Here is a 19,000-nt window from a genome sequence, read left to right as displayed (position 1 = left end):
TCGGTGGGCCACGGCTCCGCAGTGGCCCACGGTGAGCGACGAAGACCCCCTCCGGACAACCGGAGGGGGTCTTCGTGCGATGTGGCTGGGGCCGGGATCGAACCGGCGACCTATCGCTTTTCAGGCGATCGCTCGTACCAACTGAGCTACCCAGCCACGAGGTTTCACGTGAAACATGTAACCTCAGCGGTCCTGACGGGATTTGAACCCGCGGCCTCCACCTTGACAGGGTGGCGAGCACTCCAAACTGCTCCACAGGACCTTGCTGTTGTGCGCGAAGTAAGTCTCGCACACCGTTCCGCGTGCTCCCAACGGGATTTCCCGCCTGCTCGCCTTCACCGATCCGGTGGTTCTGAGTGACCGGTTCGAGGCTGGCCGGCGGGCCGATGTCGCTGGAAAAGCGTATCAGACCACGGGCGATGGCCGGCGCACACGACAGTGCAGGTCGAGGGCCGTGCCGTCCGGTTCCCGGGCACCCCCGCGGTCGATCCGAGGGAGTGGAGGAGGCGGCGCCGGGTACTCCGGGTCCCATGCGGATGAGCGTGCTGGACGTGGGGTCGAACACGGTTCGGCTGGTGGTCGCGGACACCCGGAACGGTGTTCCCCTGCCGGCGCACACGGCGAAGTGGAAGCTGCGGCTCGCCGAGAAGGCGGAACCCGGCGGAGTGATCCCCGAGGAGTCCGTGCGGCAGCTCGTGAAGGCGGTCGCGTCTGCCGACGAGACCGCCCAGCGGTGGGGGGCGGGAGAACCGCTGGCCTTCGCGACGGCTGTCGTGCGCGCCGCGCCGAACCGGCTCGACGTGCTGCGGACCGTGCGCGACGAGACCGGCGTACGACTGTGCACGCTGCCGGGAGAGGTCGAGGCCGAGCTCACCTTTCTCGGTGCCCGGCGGTGGATGGGCTGGCGTGCCGGGGCTCTTGTGCTGTTCGACATCGGCGGCGGCTCCCTCGAGGTGGCCTTCGGGCGTGGCAGGCTGCCCGACTTCGCGGCGTCGCTGCCGCTCGGCGCGGGCCGGCTGACCCGGGAGTTCCTCGGCGGGCAGGACCCGCCGTCCGAGGAGGACCTGAGGGCGTTGCGCCGCCGGGTGCGCCATCAGCTGCGGGACGTGGCCGCACGGCTGAGGTGGGAGGGGCCCCACGTGGGGGTGGCGACCTCGCGGACCTTCGAGCAGCTGGCCCGGCTCTGCGGTGCCCCGCCCGGTCGCCGGGGTGTGTTCGTGGCGCGGCAGCTGTCCCGGGGGGATCTCCGCGCCTGTCTGCCCCGGCTCGCGGCCCTGCCGGCGGCCGAGCGGGCGATGCTTCCCGGTGTCTCCGCGCCTCGGGCCCTGCAGAGTTTGGCCGGAGCGGTGGTGGGGCACACGGCGATGAAGCTGACGGGCATCGAGACGCTGACCATCTGCCCGTGGGCCATCCGCGAAGGAGTGTTGCTGCGGTGCGTCGAGGACGGTGCGTCGTGGTGGGCGGAGACCACCCAGGAGCGGGGCGAGGCAGTGCCCGTGGGGCCGACGCCGCTGCGGATCGCGACGCCGGAGGCCTGAGCCGCCGGCGCCTCGGCGGGCGAGTCGCCCCGACCTGGCCCGACCCAGGAGGAGCCGTGGTGGACAAGGGCCGTACCGACAGGATCAAGGGCAAGGCCAAGGAGTTGGCCGGCAAGGCCACGAGCGACCACGAGCAGGAACTCGAAGGCAAGCTGGAACAGGCTCGCGGCAAGGCCAAGAAGACAAGGGGAGAGGCTCAGGAGCGCGCCGAGAAGGCCGTGCGTTCGGACGAGCGGGATCGCGGCTGAGGCTGCCGAGTCCGCTGGGTCTGCTGGGTCTTTTGACGCGACATCGTCACGGGTGAGGGCCAGGAGGCGACGGATCCTCCGGCAGGGCCCGGAGGCCGGCGACCGTCTTGGCGATCTGGAGTCGGAGCGCCTCGGGGAGCGCGTCGCCCGTGACGGCGCCGATGAGGTTGTCGGCCACCTCGTGCAGCTTGGTGTTGGTGTTCTGGGAGACCGCGACCAGCACGTTCCAGGCGTCCTCGGCGCTCAGCCCGAAAGACGCCATGAGGACGCCCCGCGCGAGGTCGATGACGGGCCGTGTCTGCATGGCCCGCCGGAGCTGGACCACCTCGATCCGCAGGTCCTGGTCCGTCTCGTCGAGCGGCGCGATGTCCGTCCCGAGGGAGAGTGGCACGGCGGGGCGTGTGTCCGGGGCCCGGCCGGATTCGCCGGCCCCGCTCGCGTCGGCGGGTTCGTCGGCGTCGTCCGGGCCGGCGAACAGCGGCAGCGTGCCGGTGATCGCGAAGAGCCGGAGCATCGCGGTGCCCGCCGACCTGATGGTGATGATCTTGCCTTCGTCGAGGGCGCGCTTACGCACGCGGAGCAGGACGTTGAGTCCGGAGCAGTCACAGAAGTCGACGCCGCTCAGATCGAGCTCGATGGCGCGCTCCGAACGGGCAAGGGCCTGGCTCAGACCGTTGTGGAGTGACTGCTCCGTGACGAGGTCGATCGCCCCCGTCACCACGACGAGTGTCGCGTAGCCCGCAGGGCGTGTTTCGATGCCGAGCAGGGGTGCCGGGCGGACTTCGTCCGCCACTGTGAGCTGCGTGGTAACTGCACGGTCCGACATCGCGGCCACTCCGTAGGCATCGGGCAGTACGTGGCTCCTCAAGCGTCGGTCCAGGAAGCCTTGTACGTCAAGAGATACATGAAACCAAGTTCAGCCTTTTGAATACGTGAATCAAACGGCCTATCCTGTCGTCATGCCTGAAGTGCCCGAGTCGCATACCGGTTGGACGTTCCTCACCAACCACTCCCGTGTGCTGGCTGCGATCGCGGAGAATCCCACCATCCGCATCCGTGACATCGCCGCCCGTTGCCGGCTCACCGAGCGTGCCGTTCAGAAGATCGTCGCGGATCTGGAGACGGCCGGTTATCTCACCCATACCCGTCAAGGGCGCTCGAACGCGTACCAGATCGAGGACGGGACCATCCTGCGGCACCCCGCCGACGAGGGGCTGCGCGTGGCGGAGCTGCTGTCCCTCCTCTCGCGACACGACGACGCGCACGCCGAAGGCCGGCGCGAGCTGCAGGCGACGGCTCCGCACGCCAGGAGCCCCGAAGACGACCAGTGACGTCCCGCAGGGCGTCGTGGAGGTGGTGGTTCTGCTCTTGCCGGAGTAGTAGCGGGCGCCCGCCCGGGTACTCGCGTGTGCGACCGGGGCCCGCCGACGAAGGGGCAGCGCTGTGAGCGACTACCGCACCAACACTCCCGAGGGCGACAGAGACGGAGCGCAGGAACAGGATTCCCGGCCCAGCCCCGTCCCGAGGGACATGCCCGACCAGCAGACGGGCGCCGCCGACGATCCCTGGGAGGTGGACGCCGACCCGGCGGCCACCGAGGCGGACGACCCCGAGATCCCCGACACGGACGAAGCCGGCACGGGCAAGCGAGGCGCACCGCACTCCGGCAGTGAACGCCCTGAGCAACCCGTCCCCGACGAGCCGCCCGCCTGACCTTCGAGTCGTGAGGTCCGCAACGCCTGTAACGCACGAAATGGCGGCCACCCCTGATGCGGGATGCCGCCAACCGTACTTATCTGTGCCCCCAACGGGATTCGAACCCGTGCTACCGCCTTGAAAGGGCAGCGTCCTGGGCCGCTAGACGATGGGGGCGAGGACGTGAGAAGCATAGGTGATGCCAGGGGGGTTCGCCAAAACGGTTTACGGGCTCCGAACGGGGGACGGTGAAGGTGAAGTCGGGGCCGAAGTCGAGGGTGAAGTCGAGCCCGAAGTCGACGGTGAGGGAACCGGCGTGGCGCCCGGCTGGTTCTCCTTCGGCAGATGGCGGCTCACCTCCGCCGTGGTCAGCCCGAGGCCGCCCAGTTTGATCTCGTCCCAGGCCTGCAGACGATGCGTGTCGCGGTCCAGATAGAGGACGGACGCCTCGATCTGGGCCGGGTTCCGCTTCTCCAGGGCGCGCAGTCCGCCGCCGCCCGTCGAGCCCTCGATGCGCAGCCGGGTGCCGTACTTCATGACCTCCATCTCCGCGTGGTGGAGGTGCCCCGCCAGGACGAGCGGGACCACGCCGTCCGTCCGCCGGGCCGCGTCCGGCTCGTGGACCATCGCGATGTCGACCGGGGTGCCAAGGGTCCGCTGGTCGCGGATGGCCGAGGCCAGCCGGTCGCCCGCCACTTCCTGATCCCGGCCGCCGTCCTGCTCGCCCGCCGCGCGGTCCGGGGTGAACGCCGGGTCTCCGATGCCCGCGAAGCGCAGTCCCCCGACGTCGACCGACTGGCCGTCGTCCAGGACGTGCACGTTCTTCATGCGCTGCAGATAGCGCTGGGTGAGCCGCGAGTCGTGGTTGCCGCGCACCCAGACGTACGGGGCCCCGAGGTCCCTGATCGGGTCCAGGAAGCCGTTCTCGGCCGCCGTGCCGTGGTCCATCGTGTCGCCCGTGTCGACGATCACGTTGATGTCGTACTGCTTCACCAGCGACGCGATGATCTTCCAGCTGACCGGGTTGAGATGGATGTCCGAGACGTGCAGGACACGGATCGTGGCCGGGTCGGGCTGGTAGGTCGGGAGCGTGGACGTGACGTCGTACAGCTTCGTCACGTTGGTCACCAGGCGCGCCAACTCCTTCTGGTAGACGTCGAATTCGGTGACGATGCTGCGCGCGTTGCCGACCAGGGAGGGGGCCGAGGACAGCAGCCCGGAGAACTTCGGTTCCAGGACCGACTTGGGGTTCCAGGTCGCGTACGCCGTCGCTCCCGACGCCATCAGGAGGGCGAGGGCGAGGCCGCCGGCCGCGAGGGCCCGGCGCGGGCGGCGGTAGACCGCGAGGCCGAGGGCGGTGGCCCCGGACACGACGGCCACGCAGGAGCGGACGGCCAGGTCGAGGGTGCCGTGCCCGACGTCCTCGGCGACCTCGTCCTGGAGGCCGGAGAGACGTTCGGGGTGGTCGACGAGGGCCTGGGAGCGGACCGGGTCGAGCTGGTCGACGTTCACGTCGAGGCGGACCGGCGCGGTGTGGCTGTTCAGCTCCAGGGCGCCCAGCGGGGAGACGTTGATCTTCGTGCCGCCGGTGAGGGACGGGCGCAGGGTCATCGTGGTGTTCATCGGGCCGACCGGCGCGCGTACGTTGCCGACGATCAGCAGGCCCAGCCAGGCACCCAGAAGGACCACCGCGACCAGGCCCAGGGCGCGGGTCCAGGGATGCGGCGGATGGACCAGCTCGGCGGCCGGATGCGCGCGGCGGGCGCGGTAGGGGCCGGCGAGGGCGGTCAGGGGGCGGGTGAGGCGGCCGGGGGTGGTGCGGGGGCTTTCGGGGTGCGGGGTGTTGGCGGGTACGCGTGCCATTGGTCCCGTATGCCCAAAGCGGGACGCGGCTAAGCGGGGTGACACAGAGCACGGCTTTCCGCAGAGCGCGGGTCCGTGACCCCCGTACGGGCGGCTCGTACCGGACAATGGGCGTGTGCTGGAGATGACGCGCGAGGAGTTCGAGGAACTGGTCGCCGAGTCCCTCGACCGGATTCCGCCGGAGCTGACGAGGCTGATGGACAACGTCGCGGTGTTCGTCGAGGACGAGCCCCCGGCGGACGAGCCCGAGCTGCTCGGGCTGTACGAGGGGACGCCGCTGACCGATCGCGGGGAGTGGTATGCGGGAGTGCTGCCCGACCGGATCACGATCTACCGGGGGCCGACCCTGCGCATGTGCGAGACACGGGACGACGTGGTCGCGGAGACCGAGGTGACCGTCGTACATGAGATCGCTCACCATTTCGGGATCGACGACGAGCGGCTGCACGCGCTCGGCTACGGCTGACGGGCCGAGGAGTCATCGAGTCGTCGAGTCATGGGGCCAGGCGTGCGGAGGCTGTTGAGGGGCGCGTGTCTTCTTGTGGGCGACGGGAGTTGAGCACGTTGACTCCTTGACTCCCCACCGGAGGTGGCTGCCCGTGCGCCCCTTGCATGTACCTGTCCGACTGGCCGCCACGGTTGTGGCCGTCGCCGCTGCCGCCGGCTGTATGAGCGTGGGCGACGGCGACGCCGGCCAGGTCAAGCCCTCCCACTCCGCCGGTCAGAAGGGCGCGAAGGCCCCCGACGGGGGGCCGGGGGCGACCGGCGGGGGCGGCTACGGGTGGGTCGGCGGGGCCGCGGGCGACGGCAAGTCCGGGCGCGGGAAGGGCAAGGGGGGCGCGAAGGGGGCCAGCGGGGCGCCCGTTTCTCCGGGCGCCTCCCCGTCCGCCGGGCAGAGCGCGCCCGCGTCGCCGCCCGCCGAACCGGGCGGCGGCAGTGCCGGGCCCGTCGATCCCGGAGCGCCCACGCCGACGAAGCCGCAGCCCACGCCGACGAAGACCGCCGAGCCTGAGCCGGAACCGACGGTCGAGTCACCCACGCCTCCGCCGTCCTCGCCGGAGCCGACGATCGCGGAGCCGTCGTCCTCGGTGCAGCCCCAGCAGGCCCAACCGCAACTGGTGACGCGGGAGCCGGCGCCCGAGGCCGGAGTGCCGGTCTAGCCGAGGGTCCGGAAGGCGGGTGACCTGCGATGACGGTACTCAATTTGCCCAAAGCGGAGGTGGGTGCGTATGGTAGTAGATCGTTTGATCCCATTGCCTGGCGCCGAAGAGATGCGCCGCGTGTGGCGCGTACTCTCCCTTGCCGTGGCTGACCGCATTGAGGCGGTCAATTTGCGAAATCACGGAGTTGACGGGCGCGTGCCGACGAGACTCCGGAAGGTTTCGCATTCGCATGTCCATTTCCAGTACTGATCACATCGTCGTGCCCGAGAACGAGAACGAGAACGACGAGGCCATCAGCCTCGACCTCGACGCCGACCTCGCTGAGACGGTCACCGACACCGACACTGACGCCGCCGACACCGAGCCCGGCGAGCCGGAGATCACCTTCACCGATCTCGGTCTCCCCGAGGGCGTCGTGCGCAAGCTCACGCAGAACGGTGTGACCAGCCCCTTCCCGATCCAGACGGCGACCATCCCGGACGCCCTGGCCGGCAAGGACATCCTCGGCCGTGGCCGCACCGGCTCCGGCAAGACCCTCTCCTTCGGTCTCCCGCTGCTGACGAAGCTGTCCGGCGGCCACACCGAGAAGAAGAAGCCCCGCGGCATCATCCTCACGCCGACCCGTGAGCTCGCGATGCAGGTCGCGGACGCCCTCCAGCCGTACGGCGACGTCCTCGGCCTGAAGATGAAGGTCGTCTGCGGCGGTACGTCGATGAGCAACCAGATGTACGCCCTGGAGCGCGGCGTCGACGTCCTCGTCGCCACGCCCGGCCGCCTGCGCGACATCATCAACCGCGGCGCCTGCTCCCTGGCGAACGTCGAGGTCGCCGTTCTCGACGAGGCCGACCAGATGTCCGACCTGGGCTTCCTGCCCGAGGTCACCGAGCTGCTCGACCAGATCCCGGGCGGCGGCCAGCGCATGCTGTTCTCGGCCACGATGGAGAACGAGATCTCCACGCTGGTCAAGCGCTACCTGACCAACCCGGTCACCCACGAGGTCGACAGTGCCCAGGGCAACGTCACGACGATGTCCCACCACATCCTCATCGTGAAGCCCAAGGACAAGGCGCCGGTCACGGCCGCCATCGCCTCCCGCAAGGGCCGCACGATCATCTTCGTCCGCACTCAGCTGGGCGCCGACCGCATCGCCGAGCAGCTCTGCGAGTCCGGTGTGAAGGCCGACGCGCTGCACGGCGGTATGACGCAGGGCGCGCGTACCCGCGTGCTCGAGGACTTCAAGAAGGGCTACGTCAACGCCCTCGTCGCCACCGACGTCGCCGCGCGCGGCATCCACGTCGACGGCATCGACCTGGTCCTGAACGTGGACCCGGCCGGCGACCACAAGGACTACCTGCACCGCTCCGGCCGTACGGCCCGCGCGGGGCGCTCCGGCACGGTCGTGTCGCTGTCCCTGCCGCACCAGCGTCGCCAGATCTTCCGCCTGATGGAGGACGCGGGCGTCGACGCCTCGCGCCACATCATCCAGGGCGGCGCGGCCTTCGAGCCGGAGGTCGCCGAGATCACCGGCGCCCGGTCGATGACCGAGGTCCAGGCCGAGTCCGCGGGCAACTCCGCGCAGCAGGCCGAGCGTGAGGTCTCGCAGCTCACCAAGGAACTGGAGCGCGCCACGCGCCGTGCCTCCGAACTGCGCGAGGAGGCCGACAGGCTGATCGCGCGTGCCGCGCGCGAGCGGGGCGAGGACCCGGAGGAGGCCGTGGCCGCGGTGGCCGAGGCCGCTGCCGCCGTCGTCGTCGCGGAGGCCGCCGCCGAGGCGACCGCCGCCGCGGAGGCGCAGGTGCGCGAGGAGCGTCCGCGCCGTGACGACCGGGGCAACTACGAGCGCCGCGACCGTCGCGATGACCGTCCGTCCGGTGGTTTCAACCGTGACAACGACCGTGGTGGCCGTTCTTTCGAGCGTCGTGACGACCGCCCCTCGGGTGGTTCGGGTGGCGGTTTCCGCCGTGACGACCGTCCGTCCGGTGGTGACCGTGGTGGCTTCCGTCGCGATGACCGCCCCTCGGGTGGTTTCAACCGTGACAACGACCGTGGTGGCCGTTCTTTCGAGCGTCGTGACGACCGCCCCTCGGGTGGTTCGGGCGGTGGCTTCCGCCGTGACGACCGTCCCTCGGGCGGCTTCAACCGCGACAACAACGACCGTGGTGGCTTCCGCCGTGACGACCGTCCGGCCACCGGTCACCGGGGCAGCGACCGCCCCTTCAACCGTGACCGCCAGGGCGACCGTCCCACCGGCGGCGGCTTCCGCGCCGGCGGCCACGAGCGCCCGCAGGGCCGCCGCGACGACCACCGAGGCACCGGCACGGGGCCGACCACCGGCACCGGCACCGCCACCGGTTCCTTCGGCCGCCGCGACGAGAAGCCGCGCTGGAAGCGCAACGGCTGATCGCCGGTCGATCACCGGGTGATCGCTGACTGATCACCGAAGGGCCCGTACGACTCCGGTCGTACGGGCCCTTCGGCGTCCCGCAAACCCATCCGGCCTCGCAAGTGCCCGCTGGTAGGCTCCCGTTGACCCTGTACAGGGCATGCACATCTCAAGCCCACCTGATGCACAGGTCGAGGGCTGTCGAAGGGCCGGGGGGTTCCTTGAAGAGCCGTGGTTTCGTGCGCGGTATTTCGGCGCGCGGTCGTGTGGGGCGCATGAGTCGTTCGGGGAAACGTACGGGTGTCGCAGTCGCCGCGTCCGTCGTTCTTGGGGCCGGGCTGAGCCCTTTGCTGCCCTCGGAACCGGCGCTGGCGGAGCCACAGGCAGCGCAGGAGACGGTGGTGCCCGCGGCGCTGAGGGACTACGGCCTGGACGCGAGGGTCAGGGCGTCGTCGACCCACAACGGCCACGACTCCGCCGGGGCCCAGGGTGTGTTCCACACCCTGGAGGGCAGGACCGGCATTCTGTGGACTCGTTACGCGGACGGCGAGTCGGTGACCGTTCCGGCGCCTGCGGGGACGGCGCCGACGACGACCGGTACGGATGTCCTGGCGTACAAGTACGCCGACGGGCGGGTCGACTTCTGGGACGCGACCGACGGCACCAGCCGCAGCCTGCAGATCCCGGCCGGCCTCAACTACCTCACGTCCTACGACGATCTGACCATCGGCTACACGATGGTGACCGGCGAGGACGGCACAGCCACCCGGGTCATGCATCTGCTGACGCCGGGGCCGGACGGGACCACCGGGAACGTGAGGGTTGAGGGAGGTCCGGCCGGCCTGCTTCTCGGGACGGCCATCGGTGCCGATGCCGAGATGCTGTACTTCCGCGCGTCCGTGGACGGGCAGACGGGGCTGGTCGCCGTGGACCGCGCGACCGGTGAGGTGCGTGGCTGGAGCGGTCCGCTGCCCGTCGCGTACTACAAGGTGAACCTGGGCGGCGGCCGGGTCGTCGTCTCCGCCACCGACAAGGCCACGGTGCTGGTGTTCCCTCGCGACCTGTCGGCGGCCCCGGTCGAGATCGCGCTCAAGGGCGTCAGTGACGGAGCGAACGCCACTCTCTCCCTGGCAGTCGTCGGTGACTGGCTGGTCAACGGGGCCTACGCGACGACGGCACAGCCCATCGCGGGCGGCGAGCAGGTGACCCTGCTGCGGTCCTCGGAGTACGGGACCGCGGCCGGCCCGGGCGGCACCGTCGTGAAGATCGGCCGTACCGGCACCGACGACCGGGGTATCCAGCGCATCACCCCGGGCACGGACGGCGGCCCGCCTGTCGTCACGCTGGTCAAGGCCCTTCCCAAGCCGACACTGCCGGTCCAGGGCCTGTCCCTGGATCAGGGACGGCTCGTCGCCCGGAGGCAGTACAACGCTCTCGCACTCGCCGCCGACGTGCGCACCGTCGCCCCGTCCGGCACCCCCGAGTTCGGCGCGCGCACTTCGTTCGCCACCGGTGTCACCGTCGCCCCCTGCGCCGCCACGGACGTCGCCTGCGCTCAGGTACAGGGCACGGCCGACGGACGTATCGCCTGGCTCGCGCACGACGAGACCACCGACCGGATCTGGGTCGCCGGGCCGGATGCGGACAGCCGCTGGGAACGCACCGAGCTGCCCCGGGGCGGGCGGATCACCGACGTGTCGGGCCAGTACCTCCTGTACACGGCGCCCGCTCAGCAGGAGGTCTACCGGATCGGCGACGACGGCGGTCCGGTCGTCACCCGCACTCCTGGCCCCGCCGCTCTCTCCGGCGACATCCTGTGGTCGACCGGTACTGCCCCGGGCAGCGTCACGGCCTACGACCTGACCGCGAAGAAGACCACCGAGACCCTCACCACCGACGCGGGCTGCGCGCCCACCGAACTCCAGGCGCTCGGCCGCTGGTTGTACTGGACCTGCGACGGCCGGGCGGGTGTCTACGACCGCACCGCACACAAGTCCGTGCCCGTACCCGTCGGCGAGGCCAGGCTCGGGGACGGATACGTCCTCACGCACGACCGGCAGGCCGGGAAGCTGACCCTCACGACGGTCACCGACGGCCCGCCCGCGAGCCGGGTCATCGGCGAACTGCCAGACACCGGTGTCTCGCAGCGGGACGTGCGCTGGACCGTGGACGAGTCCGGGGCCAACGTCGCGTACGTGGACGACGAGGAGCGCGTGCACCTCGTACCGTCCGGAGTGCCGCAGCAGCCGCTGCGCCTGCTGGCGCCTGTTGTGCGCTTCCCGTTCGCCAAGGTGCGGGGGTACGACGTGACGCCGGATCCAGTGGCCACCGTGCTGCTCTCGAAGCCGTCCGGGAGCTGGCGGCTGACCGTACGGAGCCGGGCCACGGGGAAGGTCGTCGACAGCGTCGACGGTGGCGCCGCGCGCGGTGAACTCACGGTGGGGTGGGGCGGCCTGCTCGGCGAGTACGGGGGTTCCGGGTTCCACCCCAACGGCTCGTACGACTGGACACTGACCGTCACTCCGGCGGACGGGGTCGGAGGGCCGGTGGAGGCGCGGGGCACGGTGGGACTGTCCCGCGGCAGCGCGGTGCGGCACGACTACGTGGGCGGTCCGGGGTGGCAGTCCCCGGACGGCACCGGCGATCTGCTCTCCCTCACCCCCTCGGGCACACTGGCGTTCCATCAGGGCACGGGTAAGGGCACGTTCTCCGGAAGGTTCAGCGGAAGCGGCTGGCCGGCCGGTATCACGGCGGTGCCCTTCGGCGACCTGAACCGGGACCGCTGCAACGACGTCCTCGTACGGCTGAGCAGTGGGGCTCTGCGCCTGTACAAGCCCGCCTGCCACACGGCGCCGAAGCCGTCGGCGCCGTACATCACACTCGGGACCAGCGGCTGGAACCAGTACGACGTGCTGACCTCACCCGGTGACGTGACGAAGGACGGCCGGCCCGACCTGATCGCCCGTGACTCCGCCACGGGCGCCGTCTACCTCTACAAGGGCACGAGCGAGGGCAGGCTGTCCGCGCGGGTGAAGCTGTACACCGACTGGAAGACGTACAAGAAGGTCGTCGGCGCCGGCGACCTGAACGGCGACGGACTGGGCGACCTGCTCGCCCAGGACAGGACCAACACCCTGTACCGGTACTTCGGCACCGGGAACGGCACCTTCACCGCCCGCGTCAAGGTCCTCTCCAACTGGGGCGCCACCTACAACGCGGTCGTCGGCGTCGGTGACATTACCGGCGACGGACGAAACGACCTGGTCGTACGCGACACGGCAGGCAATCTCTACCGCAACCCCGGTCTCGGAAACGGGACGTTCGGGCCGCGGGTGAAGATCGCCAGCGGCTGGCAGGGGTACAAGGGCCTGTACTAGAGGCCGGTTCTGGCCACGGGTGGACGATTTTCGGTCGGCCTGTGGTGCATGTCATACCCCCAGCAAGGGCATTGCTGGGGGCATGACAGATGACGTCAGAGTTAGTGGGCTGTCGGACGAGGAACGGCTTGCCCAGCTCGGTTACACCCAGGTCCTCGCCCGCCGGATGTCGGCGTTCTCCAACTACGCGGTGTCCTTCACGATCATCTCGGTCCTGTCGGGCTGCCTGACCCTCTACCTGTTCGGCATGAACACCGGCGGCCCGGCCGTGATCACCTGGGGCTGGGTCGCCGTAGGGCTCATGACCCTCTTCGTCGGGCTGTCGATGGCCGAGATCTGTTCGGCCTACCCGACCTCCGCCGGCCTGTACTTCTGGGCGGCACGGCTCGCTCCCCCTCGTACCGCCGCCGCCTGGGCGTGGTTCACGGGGTGGTTCAACGTGCTCGGGCAGGTCGCGGTGACCGCCGGCATCGACTTCGGGGCGGCCTCCTTCCTGGCCGCCTACCTGAACCTCCAGTTCGACTTCGAGGTCACCCCGGGCAGCACGATCCTGCTCTTCGCCGGGATCCTCGTCCTGCACGGGCTCCTGAACACGTTCGGCGTACGCATCGTCGGCCTGCTGAACAGCATCAGCGTGTGGTGGCACGTGGTGGGTGTGGCCGTCATCGTCGGCGCGCTGACCTTCGTTCCCGACGAACACCAGTCCGCCTCCTTCGTCTTCACCAAGTTCGTGAACAACACGGGATGGGGCAGCGGCGTCTACGTGGTCGCCCTCGGCCTGCTGATGGCCCAGTACACCTTCACCGGGTACGACGCCTCCGCACACATGACCGAGGAGACCCACGACGCGTCCACGGCGGGCCCCAAGGGCATCGTCCGCTCGATCTGGACGTCCTGGGTGGCCGGGTTCGTACTCCTCCTCGGCTTCACCTTCGCCATCCAGTCGTACGACGACACACTCGCGTCCCCGACCGGCGTACCGCCCGCGCAGATCCTGCTCGACGCGCTGGGCGCGACCGCGGGCAAGCTGTTCCTGCTCGTCGTCATCGGCGCCCAGCTGTTCTGCGGTATGGCGTCGGTCACCGCCAACTCCCGCATGATCTACGCCTTCTCACGCGACGGCGCCCTCCCCTTCTCCCACCTCTGGCACACGGTCAGCCCACGCACCCGTACCCCCGTCGCCGCGGTCTGGCTGGCGGCGTTCGGGGCCCTGCTCCTGGGGCTGCCCTACCTGATCAACCTGACGGCGTACGCGGCCGTGACGTCGATCGCGGTGATCGGCCTCTACATCGCCTACGTCATCCCGACGCTGCTGCGGCTGCGCAAGGGCGACGCGTTCGAGCGGGGGCCGTGGCATCTGGGCCGGTGGTCGCGGGCGATCGGGGTGGTGTCGGTGATCTGGGTGGTCGTGATCACGGTGCTGTTCATGCTGCCCCAGGTCGCGCCGGTCACCTGGGAGACCTTCAACTACGCCCCGATCGCCGTCCTGGCGGTGCTCGGGTTCGCGGCGCTGTGGTGGGTGGTTTCGGCGCGGTACTGGTTCCTCAACCCGGAACACGAGCGGACCCGGGCACGCGAGGCGGCTCGTAAGGGGGCACCCGAACCGGTCGATCCGTAACGAGGGCGCCCATTTCCTCCAGGGGTCGCCGCCCTGTCCGTGAAGCGACCCGGCCGTGTCTCCGATACCCGATCGGAGACACGGCCGGGTCCGGCTATGCTCGGGGAAGCAACATCGCGGGGACCCTTAGCTCAATTGGCAGAGCAGTGGACTTTTAATCCATTGGTTGTGGGTTCGAGTCCCACAGGGTCTACGGACAAGCCCCAGTTCAGAGGACATCTGAGCTGGGGCTCGCGTCGTTTTCGGGGGCTGGGTGATCGCTAGCTGGCCCGCTGCTGGCCCGAGAGGCAGACGATCAAGACATGGAGCGGCCCCGACCGGGACACGCATACCGGCCGGGGCCTGGACCCGCCCGCCCCCATGAGCCTGGGGGGCGGGGGCGGGCGGTTCAGAGGGCAGACGTCATGCAGGGCTTGGTCACGGTGTTGCCCGGACGAGGGTCTCCCAGTGGTCGCACAGGGCGTTGAGGACGCGGGCGAGCTTCCGGGCCACCGTGACCCGGATGGACAGCAGGTCGTCGTCGCCCAGGCGCAGCTTGTTGTGCGCCTCTCCGATACAGGCGAGGGCGCAGTACCGGGGGATGCTGTCCTTCGGCTCCCGCGCCGCCGCATTCGCCACCTCGGGGATGAGTAACTGGATGTGCCCGCGCAGTGTCGCGGTGAGCGTGGCCAGTTCGTCGGCGGCCGGCGGGAGCGCGTCCGGTGCGCCGTCCGGGCCGAGAAGTAAGGCCGTGCTGGCGCGCATCTCCTCGATGTCGGGCGGGACGTCGGTCTGTTGCTTCGTACTCATGCTGCGGGGTCCCCTCGTCGGAGTGCCTCAGCCAGCCGCATGGCCACGTCGGCGCGGATGCGGCCGAGGTCGATCAGCTTCAGGTCCGGCGAGACGTAGTCGACGCTCAGAGAGGGCAGGACGATCCCGGATCCGTCTAGTGCCGCCCTCAGCGACTCCACCGCCGTATGCGGGTCGATATCCCGCGCTTGCTCGTTCGTGGCCATGACCTGGACGGTAGGGAAGGGACGACGGAGGCCGCTATGCGAGTTATCCAAAGTTTCTTGACGCCTCAGCGGAGTTACGCAATGTTTCTCGCGAGGGCCAGTCGAACCCGGTACACGGGGCGTTGCCCTCCGTGATGCTTGACGGATCAGTCCCCGACGAAAGGAACTGGTCATGGCGCGACGACTGCGCTTCAACGGCACGGGCAGCGGCGGCGGTTCCTGTCCCTCCGTTCATGAGGACCTCGACACAGGCGAGGTCATCGTGCACGGGTCGCGGCTCACCGACCCCGAGGACATCGCCCAGCTCCAACACCTCGACGAGGACGAGATCCCGATCATCGTCCCCCGCAACACACTGATCGACTTCGGGCCGAAGGCGCGGGACACCGAGCCGCGCATCCTCGACCCGGACACCTTCGCCCGCCTCTTCGAGAACTTCCAGCACAGCGCCTGGCACCTGGAGATGCGCCGCCGCTACACGGTCGACGAGCAGACCGACACGTACGCGCAGTTCGCACGCGGCGAGAAGCCGACGTGGGACATGGACTCGCCGTGGGCCCGCACGATCAGCGCCAAGACGCGGGACGGCGCGGCCGTCGGCCGGGTCCGGATCGTCGACAACCCGCCGAGCGAGGGGCAGCTGTACCTCCTCGAACACGCGGCACACAACGCCGACTTGGGCGAGGACGTCCGCAGCATGTGGCGCGACGACGCCAAGCGCGTGAACCTCCCCGACGAAGACTTCTGGATCTTCGACTCCCATATCGTCGCCCTGTGCCTCTTCGACGAGGACGACAACCTGACGGGCGCCGAGCTGATCACGGAACCAGCGCGCGTCAACCAGTACAACCGGCTGCGTGACGTCGCAGTGCACTACGCCATCCCGTACACGGACTTCGTGGCACGCATGACCGCGAAGGAGGAGTAAGCAGGTGAGGACCGGTGAGCACGGACTATCAGAAGGCGCGCGAGGATCTCGGGATCAGGCTCCGGGAACTTCGGCTCACTGCCACTGGAGGCCGGCTCACCGGTGCCCAGCTCGCTGAACGGCTCGGGCCGGGCTGGTCCAAGGTCAAGGTCAGCAAGCTGGAGAACGGCCGGCAGACGGCGACGGTCGAGGACCTGCGCGCGTGGGCGGATGGGACCGGCCGGCCCGAGGTGTATGAGGAACTCCTCGCCAGGCTGCGGGGGTTCGAGTCCCACATCCGCTCCTGGCGCCGCCAACTGGCCGCAGGACACAGGGCCGTTCAGGATGCGGTCACGCCCGAACACGACAGGTCGAAGGTCCTCACCATCTGGGAGCCCTGCCTGATTCCCGGCATGGTCCAGACACCGGACTACGCCCGTCACGTCTTCGTCCGTCACGCCGACCTCATGCGATCACCACGGGACACTGAGGACGCCGTACGTGCCCGCATCCAGCGGCAGGAGGGGCTGTACCGGCAGGGCCGGAAGTACCGGATCATGATGTGGGAGGGCGCCCTGCGCTCCCTGGTCTGCCCGCCGTCCGTACTCGCGGCACAGCTCCACCACCTCGCCGGCGTCATCGGCCTGGACACCGTCGAACTCGGCATCGTCCCCTTCACCGCCTCGCTGAAGATCTACCCGGGCAACAGCTTCTGGCTCTACGACGAGCGCTTGGTGATCGTCGAGGACTGGCACGCAGAGCTGTGGATAGACGACACGGACAGCATCGCCACCTACCTGCGGGTCTGGAAGACGTTGCAGGAGTCGGCGGTGTACGGCACCGACGCCCAGAACCTCATCAACCACGCACGACAGGCCCTCAACTCGCGCTGACCCCGGGCATGACGAAACGCCCCCTGTACGGCCCGTGGTGGGCCGTACAGGGGGCTGAGTCAGGGGGTGTCAGTGTCAGTGTCGGCGGCGAGAGTCCTCTCAACTCGGTCGACCGCGTCCCTGAGTGACTGGCCAGAGTTGGGCCGGAGCTCGTGCTGCACGCCCTCGATGTGTTCCTCGATCCGGTCCAGGCGGACCATGACGCCGGGCCGCTCGGGAACGCCCGGGCGGCTGGGAACGCCCGCCCAGTCGTCGGCGAACGTGTCGACCCGCGCAATCACACGGCGCATCCCGCGCACGCCACGCCAGATCAGGACGACGGCCGCGGCCACCGCCGCACCCGCAATACTCCAGACCACGGCGGCGTCGACCAGCGGCACCCCGGTGCTGTCGGCCAGGACCGCCCCGGGCGGCGTCATTTCGTTTCACTGCCGATGTCGGTACGCAGCCACCCCGGCAGCAGCGCCTGAACCCCCGGGAGAGCCATGACGCGGGCGAGACCGCCGGCCACGGCGAGGGAGCCGCCCACCCACGGCAGGGCCTCGGGGATGCCGGAGGCCTGGACGATCTGCGGCAGCATCACGGCCACGCCGACGGTGGTCTGGAGGGTGGTGCGCACGGTGCGCTTGGTCGAGTCCTTCATGGAGTGCCTCCTAGTTGGCGAGTCGCGCGGCGAGCTTCGCCGCGACCTTCTCGGCGATGGCCTCGGCGAGTGCGGGGTTCGTGGCGAGCGCCTGGACCTGCGCGTCGGTCAGCGTGGCCGGGCGGGCCGCGACCGCCTTGGCGATACGTTCCACGTCGCTGGTCTCCAGCGCGCCGCCCTTGAGCAGCTTGTTCACGGTCGCGACCGCGACCTTGTCGATGTCGGCGTCGGTCAGTGCCACGTCGTCCTCCTCGGGGGTGGTGGTGCCGGTCGCGCGGGCGACGATGCCCGGGAACACGACGGTCTTGAACTGGGCGATGCGGGCGGGCCCCGGGCAGGCGTGCCCGTTGGGGTTCCAGGCGTTGTACTGCGCGTGCCAGCCGAACCCTGGATCGTCCGCGCTGCGGCACAGGCGCAGGGGGATCGCGTGCGCCGGGTGTTGGTGCGCCCACGCGCCGACGCGGATGAGCTTCTCGACCTGCTCATCCGTCCACTCGTCAGTAGCGTGCAGGTTTGACGCCGTCTCGATCGAGATGGCGCCCGTGCCGTCCGGCCGCAGGTTCGCCGACGCGTTCGCATCCGCGCGCGTCTGCGTGCCGATGTACTGCGCGAGGTCGCCCGCGTAGCCGAGCCCGAAGTGGGACTCCAGGTTCGTGGAGTCGTGCCAGTACTCGTACGTCCGCTCAGCCGTCCACGACGCGGCCAGCGAGTGGACGATGAGCTGGGTCGGCCGGATGGCCGCCTGGTCGTCCGACTCGGGTTGGAGTTCCATCCGGGTGGCGCCCGGGTACCAGGCCATGAATGCCTCCAGACATGACGAAGGCCCCGGCCAGATGGCTCGGGGCAGCGGGTAGTGCGTGGTTCCTGACGGCTACGGGAGTTCGACGTACCGGCTCGTGTACTCCTCCGTCGTGAAGATGGTCGGTGTGATGTCGTGGGCGCCCGAGATGACGAGCCACTCACCGAGGTTGACGGTGTGACGGCCGCCGTTGTCTCCGTCCGCGTACACCATGTCCTGTCCTGTGTTGGACACGAGGGTGATGCCGGTGCACCAGGTGCCGGCGATGTGCTCGGCGTTGGTGCCGTCGTACTGGACGCTGTACAGGGGCTGGATGACCCTGGGCATGTGTGCTCCTCGGGAGGTCTGTCTCGTGCGGTGGGTGGCGGGTCAGCCGACGCGGGTGAGTGTCAGGTAGCTGAAGGCCATGAGGGAGACGGTGCCGGCGCTGCCGGAGCGGGCCCAGTTGACGGCGTAGGTGCCTGCGCTGGAGGTGACGAGGAGGCTGTGGACGACGATGGCGAGTTCGTTGCCGCCGCTGATGATGGCGCCGTAGGCGCGGGAGGCGCTGATGGTGCTGCCCATGGTGCGCACGGTGCCGTCGGTGGCGGTCGCTGTGGCGGGCTGGCCGATGCCCGACCACAGGCCTTGTGCGCCGGACGGGACGGTCCAGCTCAGGTTGAAGTCGCCGTTGGTGGCGTCGGTGGTGTTGACCCGCAGGACGCCGCGCATCTCGTAGACGGCGTTGGCCTCGACGGCGAACGTCAGGTCGGGGTCGTCGGAGAGGGTGGCTGTGGCCCGGTCGGTGCCGGCCGCCTTGTACTTGAGGACGGGCGGGATCGAGTTGAGGAGGGCGGCGGTGAGGGTCTGCCCGGCGAGGAAGGTGGGGAACTGCACGG

Annotated in this window: 20 protein-coding genes and 4 tRNA genes; 12 read left to right on the top strand and 12 right to left on the bottom strand. The window is 69.8% G+C overall.

The genetic code is table 11. The features are described 5' to 3' along the window. Positions 1–82: 82 nt before the first annotated feature. A tRNA-Phe gene (locus G3I71_RS32930) sits at positions 83–156 on the bottom strand. Positions 157–187: 31 nt separating this feature from the next. Next, positions 188–262 (bottom strand) — tRNA-Asp (locus G3I71_RS32925). Between the two features lie 268 nt (positions 263–530). Here G3I71_RS32925 and G3I71_RS32920 point away from each other — a divergent pair. Together G3I71_RS32920 and G3I71_RS51530 are read left to right on the top strand one after the other, a co-directional pair. Beyond that, positions 531–1,538 carry a Ppx/GppA family phosphatase gene (locus tag G3I71_RS32920; protein ID WP_164320387.1) on the top strand — a complete coding sequence of 336 codons (1,008 nt, stop codon included), beginning with the start codon at positions 531–533 and terminating at the stop codon, positions 1,536–1,538. 56 nt (positions 1,539–1,594) lie between these two features. Further along, complete coding sequence (locus G3I71_RS51530) at positions 1,595–1,786, top strand: CsbD family protein (RefSeq protein WP_164320386.1); 192 nt, start codon at positions 1,595–1,597, stop codon at positions 1,784–1,786. A 46-nt stretch (positions 1,787–1,832) separates the two neighbouring features. On the opposite strand, the gene G3I71_RS32910 is transcribed toward G3I71_RS51530, so the two are convergent. After that, positions 1,833–2,612 (bottom strand): ANTAR domain-containing protein, encoded by a 780-nt coding sequence (locus tag G3I71_RS32910; RefSeq protein WP_164320384.1) that lies wholly within the window; start codon positions 2,610–2,612, stop codon positions 1,833–1,835. Positions 2,613–2,745: 133 nt separating this feature from the next. On the opposite strand from G3I71_RS32910, the gene G3I71_RS32905 reads away from it, so the two are divergent. Next, entirely contained in the window at positions 2,746–3,117 is a 372-nt protein-coding gene (locus G3I71_RS32905) for a helix-turn-helix domain-containing protein (RefSeq protein WP_164320382.1), read from the top strand. 199 nt (positions 3,118–3,316) lie between these two features. After that, positions 3,317–3,499, top strand: coding sequence for a hypothetical protein (locus tag G3I71_RS32900; RefSeq protein WP_164320447.1), 183 nt, complete (start codon positions 3,317–3,319; stop codon positions 3,497–3,499). Positions 3,500–3,585: 86 nt separating this feature from the next. On the opposite strand, the gene G3I71_RS32895 is transcribed toward G3I71_RS32900, so the two are convergent. Continuing rightward, positions 3,586–3,658 (bottom strand) — tRNA-Glu (locus tag G3I71_RS32895). A gap of 48 nt (positions 3,659–3,706) precedes the next feature. After that, complete coding sequence (locus G3I71_RS32890) at positions 3,707–5,344, bottom strand: metallophosphoesterase (RefSeq protein ID WP_164320380.1); 1,638 nt, start codon at positions 5,342–5,344, stop codon at positions 3,707–3,709. A gap of 115 nt (positions 5,345–5,459) precedes the next feature. Here G3I71_RS32890 and G3I71_RS32885 point away from each other — a divergent pair, with 115 nt between their 5' ends. The 6 genes from G3I71_RS32885 (at position 5,460) to G3I71_RS32860 (ending at position 14,078) form a co-directional block, all read left to right on the top strand. Continuing rightward, complete coding sequence (locus G3I71_RS32885) at positions 5,460–5,810, top strand: metallopeptidase family protein (protein ID WP_343243139.1); 351 nt, start codon at positions 5,460–5,462, stop codon at positions 5,808–5,810. Positions 5,811–5,943: 133 nt separating this feature from the next. After that, positions 5,944–6,504: a hypothetical protein gene (locus G3I71_RS32880; protein WP_164320379.1), complete on the top strand. Its 561-nt coding sequence runs from the start codon at positions 5,944–5,946 to the stop codon at positions 6,502–6,504. A gap of 232 nt (positions 6,505–6,736) precedes the next feature. Then, the gene (locus G3I71_RS32875) at positions 6,737–8,908 is read left to right on the top strand and encodes a DEAD/DEAH box helicase (protein WP_164320377.1); all 2,172 of its coding nucleotides are present in this window, start codon (positions 6,737–6,739) and stop codon (positions 8,906–8,908) included. 383 nt (positions 8,909–9,291) lie between these two features. Beyond that, positions 9,292–12,267 (top strand): VCBS repeat-containing protein, encoded by a 2,976-nt coding sequence (locus tag G3I71_RS32870; protein ID WP_343243138.1) that lies wholly within the window; start codon positions 9,292–9,294, stop codon positions 12,265–12,267. 82 nt (positions 12,268–12,349) lie between these two features. Further along, positions 12,350–13,885, top strand: coding sequence for an amino acid permease (locus tag G3I71_RS32865; protein ID WP_164320373.1), 1,536 nt, complete (start codon positions 12,350–12,352; stop codon positions 13,883–13,885). Between the two features lie 120 nt (positions 13,886–14,005). Then, positions 14,006–14,078: transfer RNA gene (locus G3I71_RS32860), tRNA-Lys, on the top strand. Between the two features lie 224 nt (positions 14,079–14,302). Here the strand turns inward: G3I71_RS32860 and G3I71_RS32855 are convergent. Together G3I71_RS32855 and G3I71_RS32850 are read right to left on the bottom strand one after the other, a co-directional pair. Then, positions 14,303–14,674 (bottom strand): DUF6415 family natural product biosynthesis protein, encoded by a 372-nt coding sequence (locus G3I71_RS32855; RefSeq protein ID WP_164320372.1) that lies wholly within the window; start codon positions 14,672–14,674, stop codon positions 14,303–14,305. Then, on the bottom strand, positions 14,671–14,880 hold the full coding sequence (locus G3I71_RS32850; RefSeq protein WP_164320370.1) for a hypothetical protein: 210 nt from the start codon (positions 14,878–14,880) through the stop codon (positions 14,671–14,673). The genes G3I71_RS32855 and G3I71_RS32850 overlap by 4 nt, the downstream gene beginning before the upstream one ends. A 172-nt stretch (positions 14,881–15,052) precedes the next feature. On the opposite strand from G3I71_RS32850, the gene G3I71_RS32845 reads away from it, so the two are divergent. Further along, positions 15,053–15,808: a DUF6879 family protein gene (locus G3I71_RS32845; RefSeq protein ID WP_164320368.1), complete on the top strand. Its 756-nt coding sequence runs from the start codon at positions 15,053–15,055 to the stop codon at positions 15,806–15,808. Positions 15,809–15,822: 14 nt separating this feature from the next. Continuing rightward, positions 15,823–16,680, top strand: coding sequence for a helix-turn-helix transcriptional regulator (locus tag G3I71_RS32840; protein ID WP_164320366.1), 858 nt, complete (start codon positions 15,823–15,825; stop codon positions 16,678–16,680). A 59-nt stretch (positions 16,681–16,739) separates the two neighbouring features. Here G3I71_RS32840 and G3I71_RS32835 read toward each other — a convergent pair whose 3' ends face one another. The 5 genes from G3I71_RS32835 to G3I71_RS32815 form a co-directional block, all read right to left on the bottom strand. Beyond that, complete coding sequence (locus G3I71_RS32835) at positions 16,740–17,099, bottom strand: hypothetical protein (RefSeq protein WP_164320364.1); 360 nt, start codon at positions 17,097–17,099, stop codon at positions 16,740–16,742. Next, the gene (locus tag G3I71_RS32830; RefSeq protein ID WP_164320363.1) at positions 17,096–17,323 is read right to left on the bottom strand and encodes a hypothetical protein; all 228 of its coding nucleotides are present in this window, start codon (positions 17,321–17,323) and stop codon (positions 17,096–17,098) included. The genes G3I71_RS32835 and G3I71_RS32830 overlap by 4 nt, the downstream gene beginning before the upstream one ends. Positions 17,324–17,333: 10 nt before the next feature. Continuing rightward, complete coding sequence (locus G3I71_RS32825) at positions 17,334–18,122, bottom strand: N-acetylmuramoyl-L-alanine amidase (RefSeq protein WP_164320361.1); 789 nt, start codon at positions 18,120–18,122, stop codon at positions 17,334–17,336. 72 nt (positions 18,123–18,194) lie between these two features. Further along, complete coding sequence (locus tag G3I71_RS32820) at positions 18,195–18,449, bottom strand: hypothetical protein (RefSeq protein ID WP_164320360.1); 255 nt, start codon at positions 18,447–18,449, stop codon at positions 18,195–18,197. 42 nt (positions 18,450–18,491) lie between these two features. Continuing rightward, on the bottom strand, positions 18,492–18,998 hold the full coding sequence (locus G3I71_RS32815; protein ID WP_164320358.1) for a hypothetical protein: 507 nt from the start codon (positions 18,996–18,998) through the stop codon (positions 18,492–18,494). Positions 18,999–19,000: the final 2 nt, after the last annotated feature.

Origin of the sequence: Streptomyces sp. SID12501, from assembly GCF_010550245.1 — a bacterium.
Taxonomy (GTDB): Bacteria; Actinomycetota; Actinomycetes; order Streptomycetales; family Streptomycetaceae; genus Streptomyces.
The sequence above is the reverse complement of the archived record's forward strand: the minus strand, read 5'-3'. Positions and strand labels throughout refer to the sequence as shown.

Bases quoted from the DNA above. Each gene is read 5' to 3' on its own strand.
- G3I71_RS32920 (WP_164320387.1), top strand. From the start codon at position 531: ATGCGGATGAGCGTGCTGGACGTGGGGTCGAACACGGTTCGGCTGGTG.
- G3I71_RS32835 (WP_164320364.1), bottom strand. From the start codon at position 17,099: ATGACGCCGCCCGGGGCGGTCCTGGCCGACAGCACCGGGGTGCCGCTG.
- G3I71_RS32905 (WP_164320382.1), top strand. From the start codon at position 2,746: ATGCCTGAAGTGCCCGAGTCGCATACCGGTTGGACGTTCCTCACCAAC.
- G3I71_RS32845 (WP_164320368.1), top strand. From the start codon at position 15,053: ATGGCGCGACGACTGCGCTTCAACGGCACGGGCAGCGGCGGCGGTTCC.
- G3I71_RS32850 (WP_164320370.1), bottom strand. From the start codon at position 14,880: ATGGCCACGAACGAGCAAGCGCGGGATATCGACCCGCATACGGCGGTG.
- G3I71_RS32875 (WP_164320377.1), top strand. From the start codon at position 6,737: ATGTCCATTTCCAGTACTGATCACATCGTCGTGCCCGAGAACGAGAAC.
- G3I71_RS32830 (WP_164320363.1), bottom strand. From the start codon at position 17,323: ATGAAGGACTCGACCAAGCGCACCGTGCGCACCACCCTCCAGACCACC.
- G3I71_RS32910 (WP_164320384.1), bottom strand. From the start codon at position 2,612: ATGTCGGACCGTGCAGTTACCACGCAGCTCACAGTGGCGGACGAAGTC.
- G3I71_RS32900 (WP_164320447.1), top strand. From the start codon at position 3,317: ATGCCCGACCAGCAGACGGGCGCCGCCGACGATCCCTGGGAGGTGGAC.
- G3I71_RS32820 (WP_164320360.1), bottom strand. From the start codon at position 18,449: ATGCCCAGGGTCATCCAGCCCCTGTACAGCGTCCAGTACGACGGCACC.
- G3I71_RS32890 (WP_164320380.1), bottom strand. From the start codon at position 5,344: ATGGCACGCGTACCCGCCAACACCCCGCACCCCGAAAGCCCCCGCACC.
- G3I71_RS32825 (WP_164320361.1), bottom strand. From the start codon at position 18,122: ATGGCCTGGTACCCGGGCGCCACCCGGATGGAACTCCAACCCGAGTCG.
- G3I71_RS32865 (WP_164320373.1), top strand. From the start codon at position 12,350: ATGACAGATGACGTCAGAGTTAGTGGGCTGTCGGACGAGGAACGGCTT.
- G3I71_RS32855 (WP_164320372.1), bottom strand. From the start codon at position 14,674: ATGAGTACGAAGCAACAGACCGACGTCCCGCCCGACATCGAGGAGATG.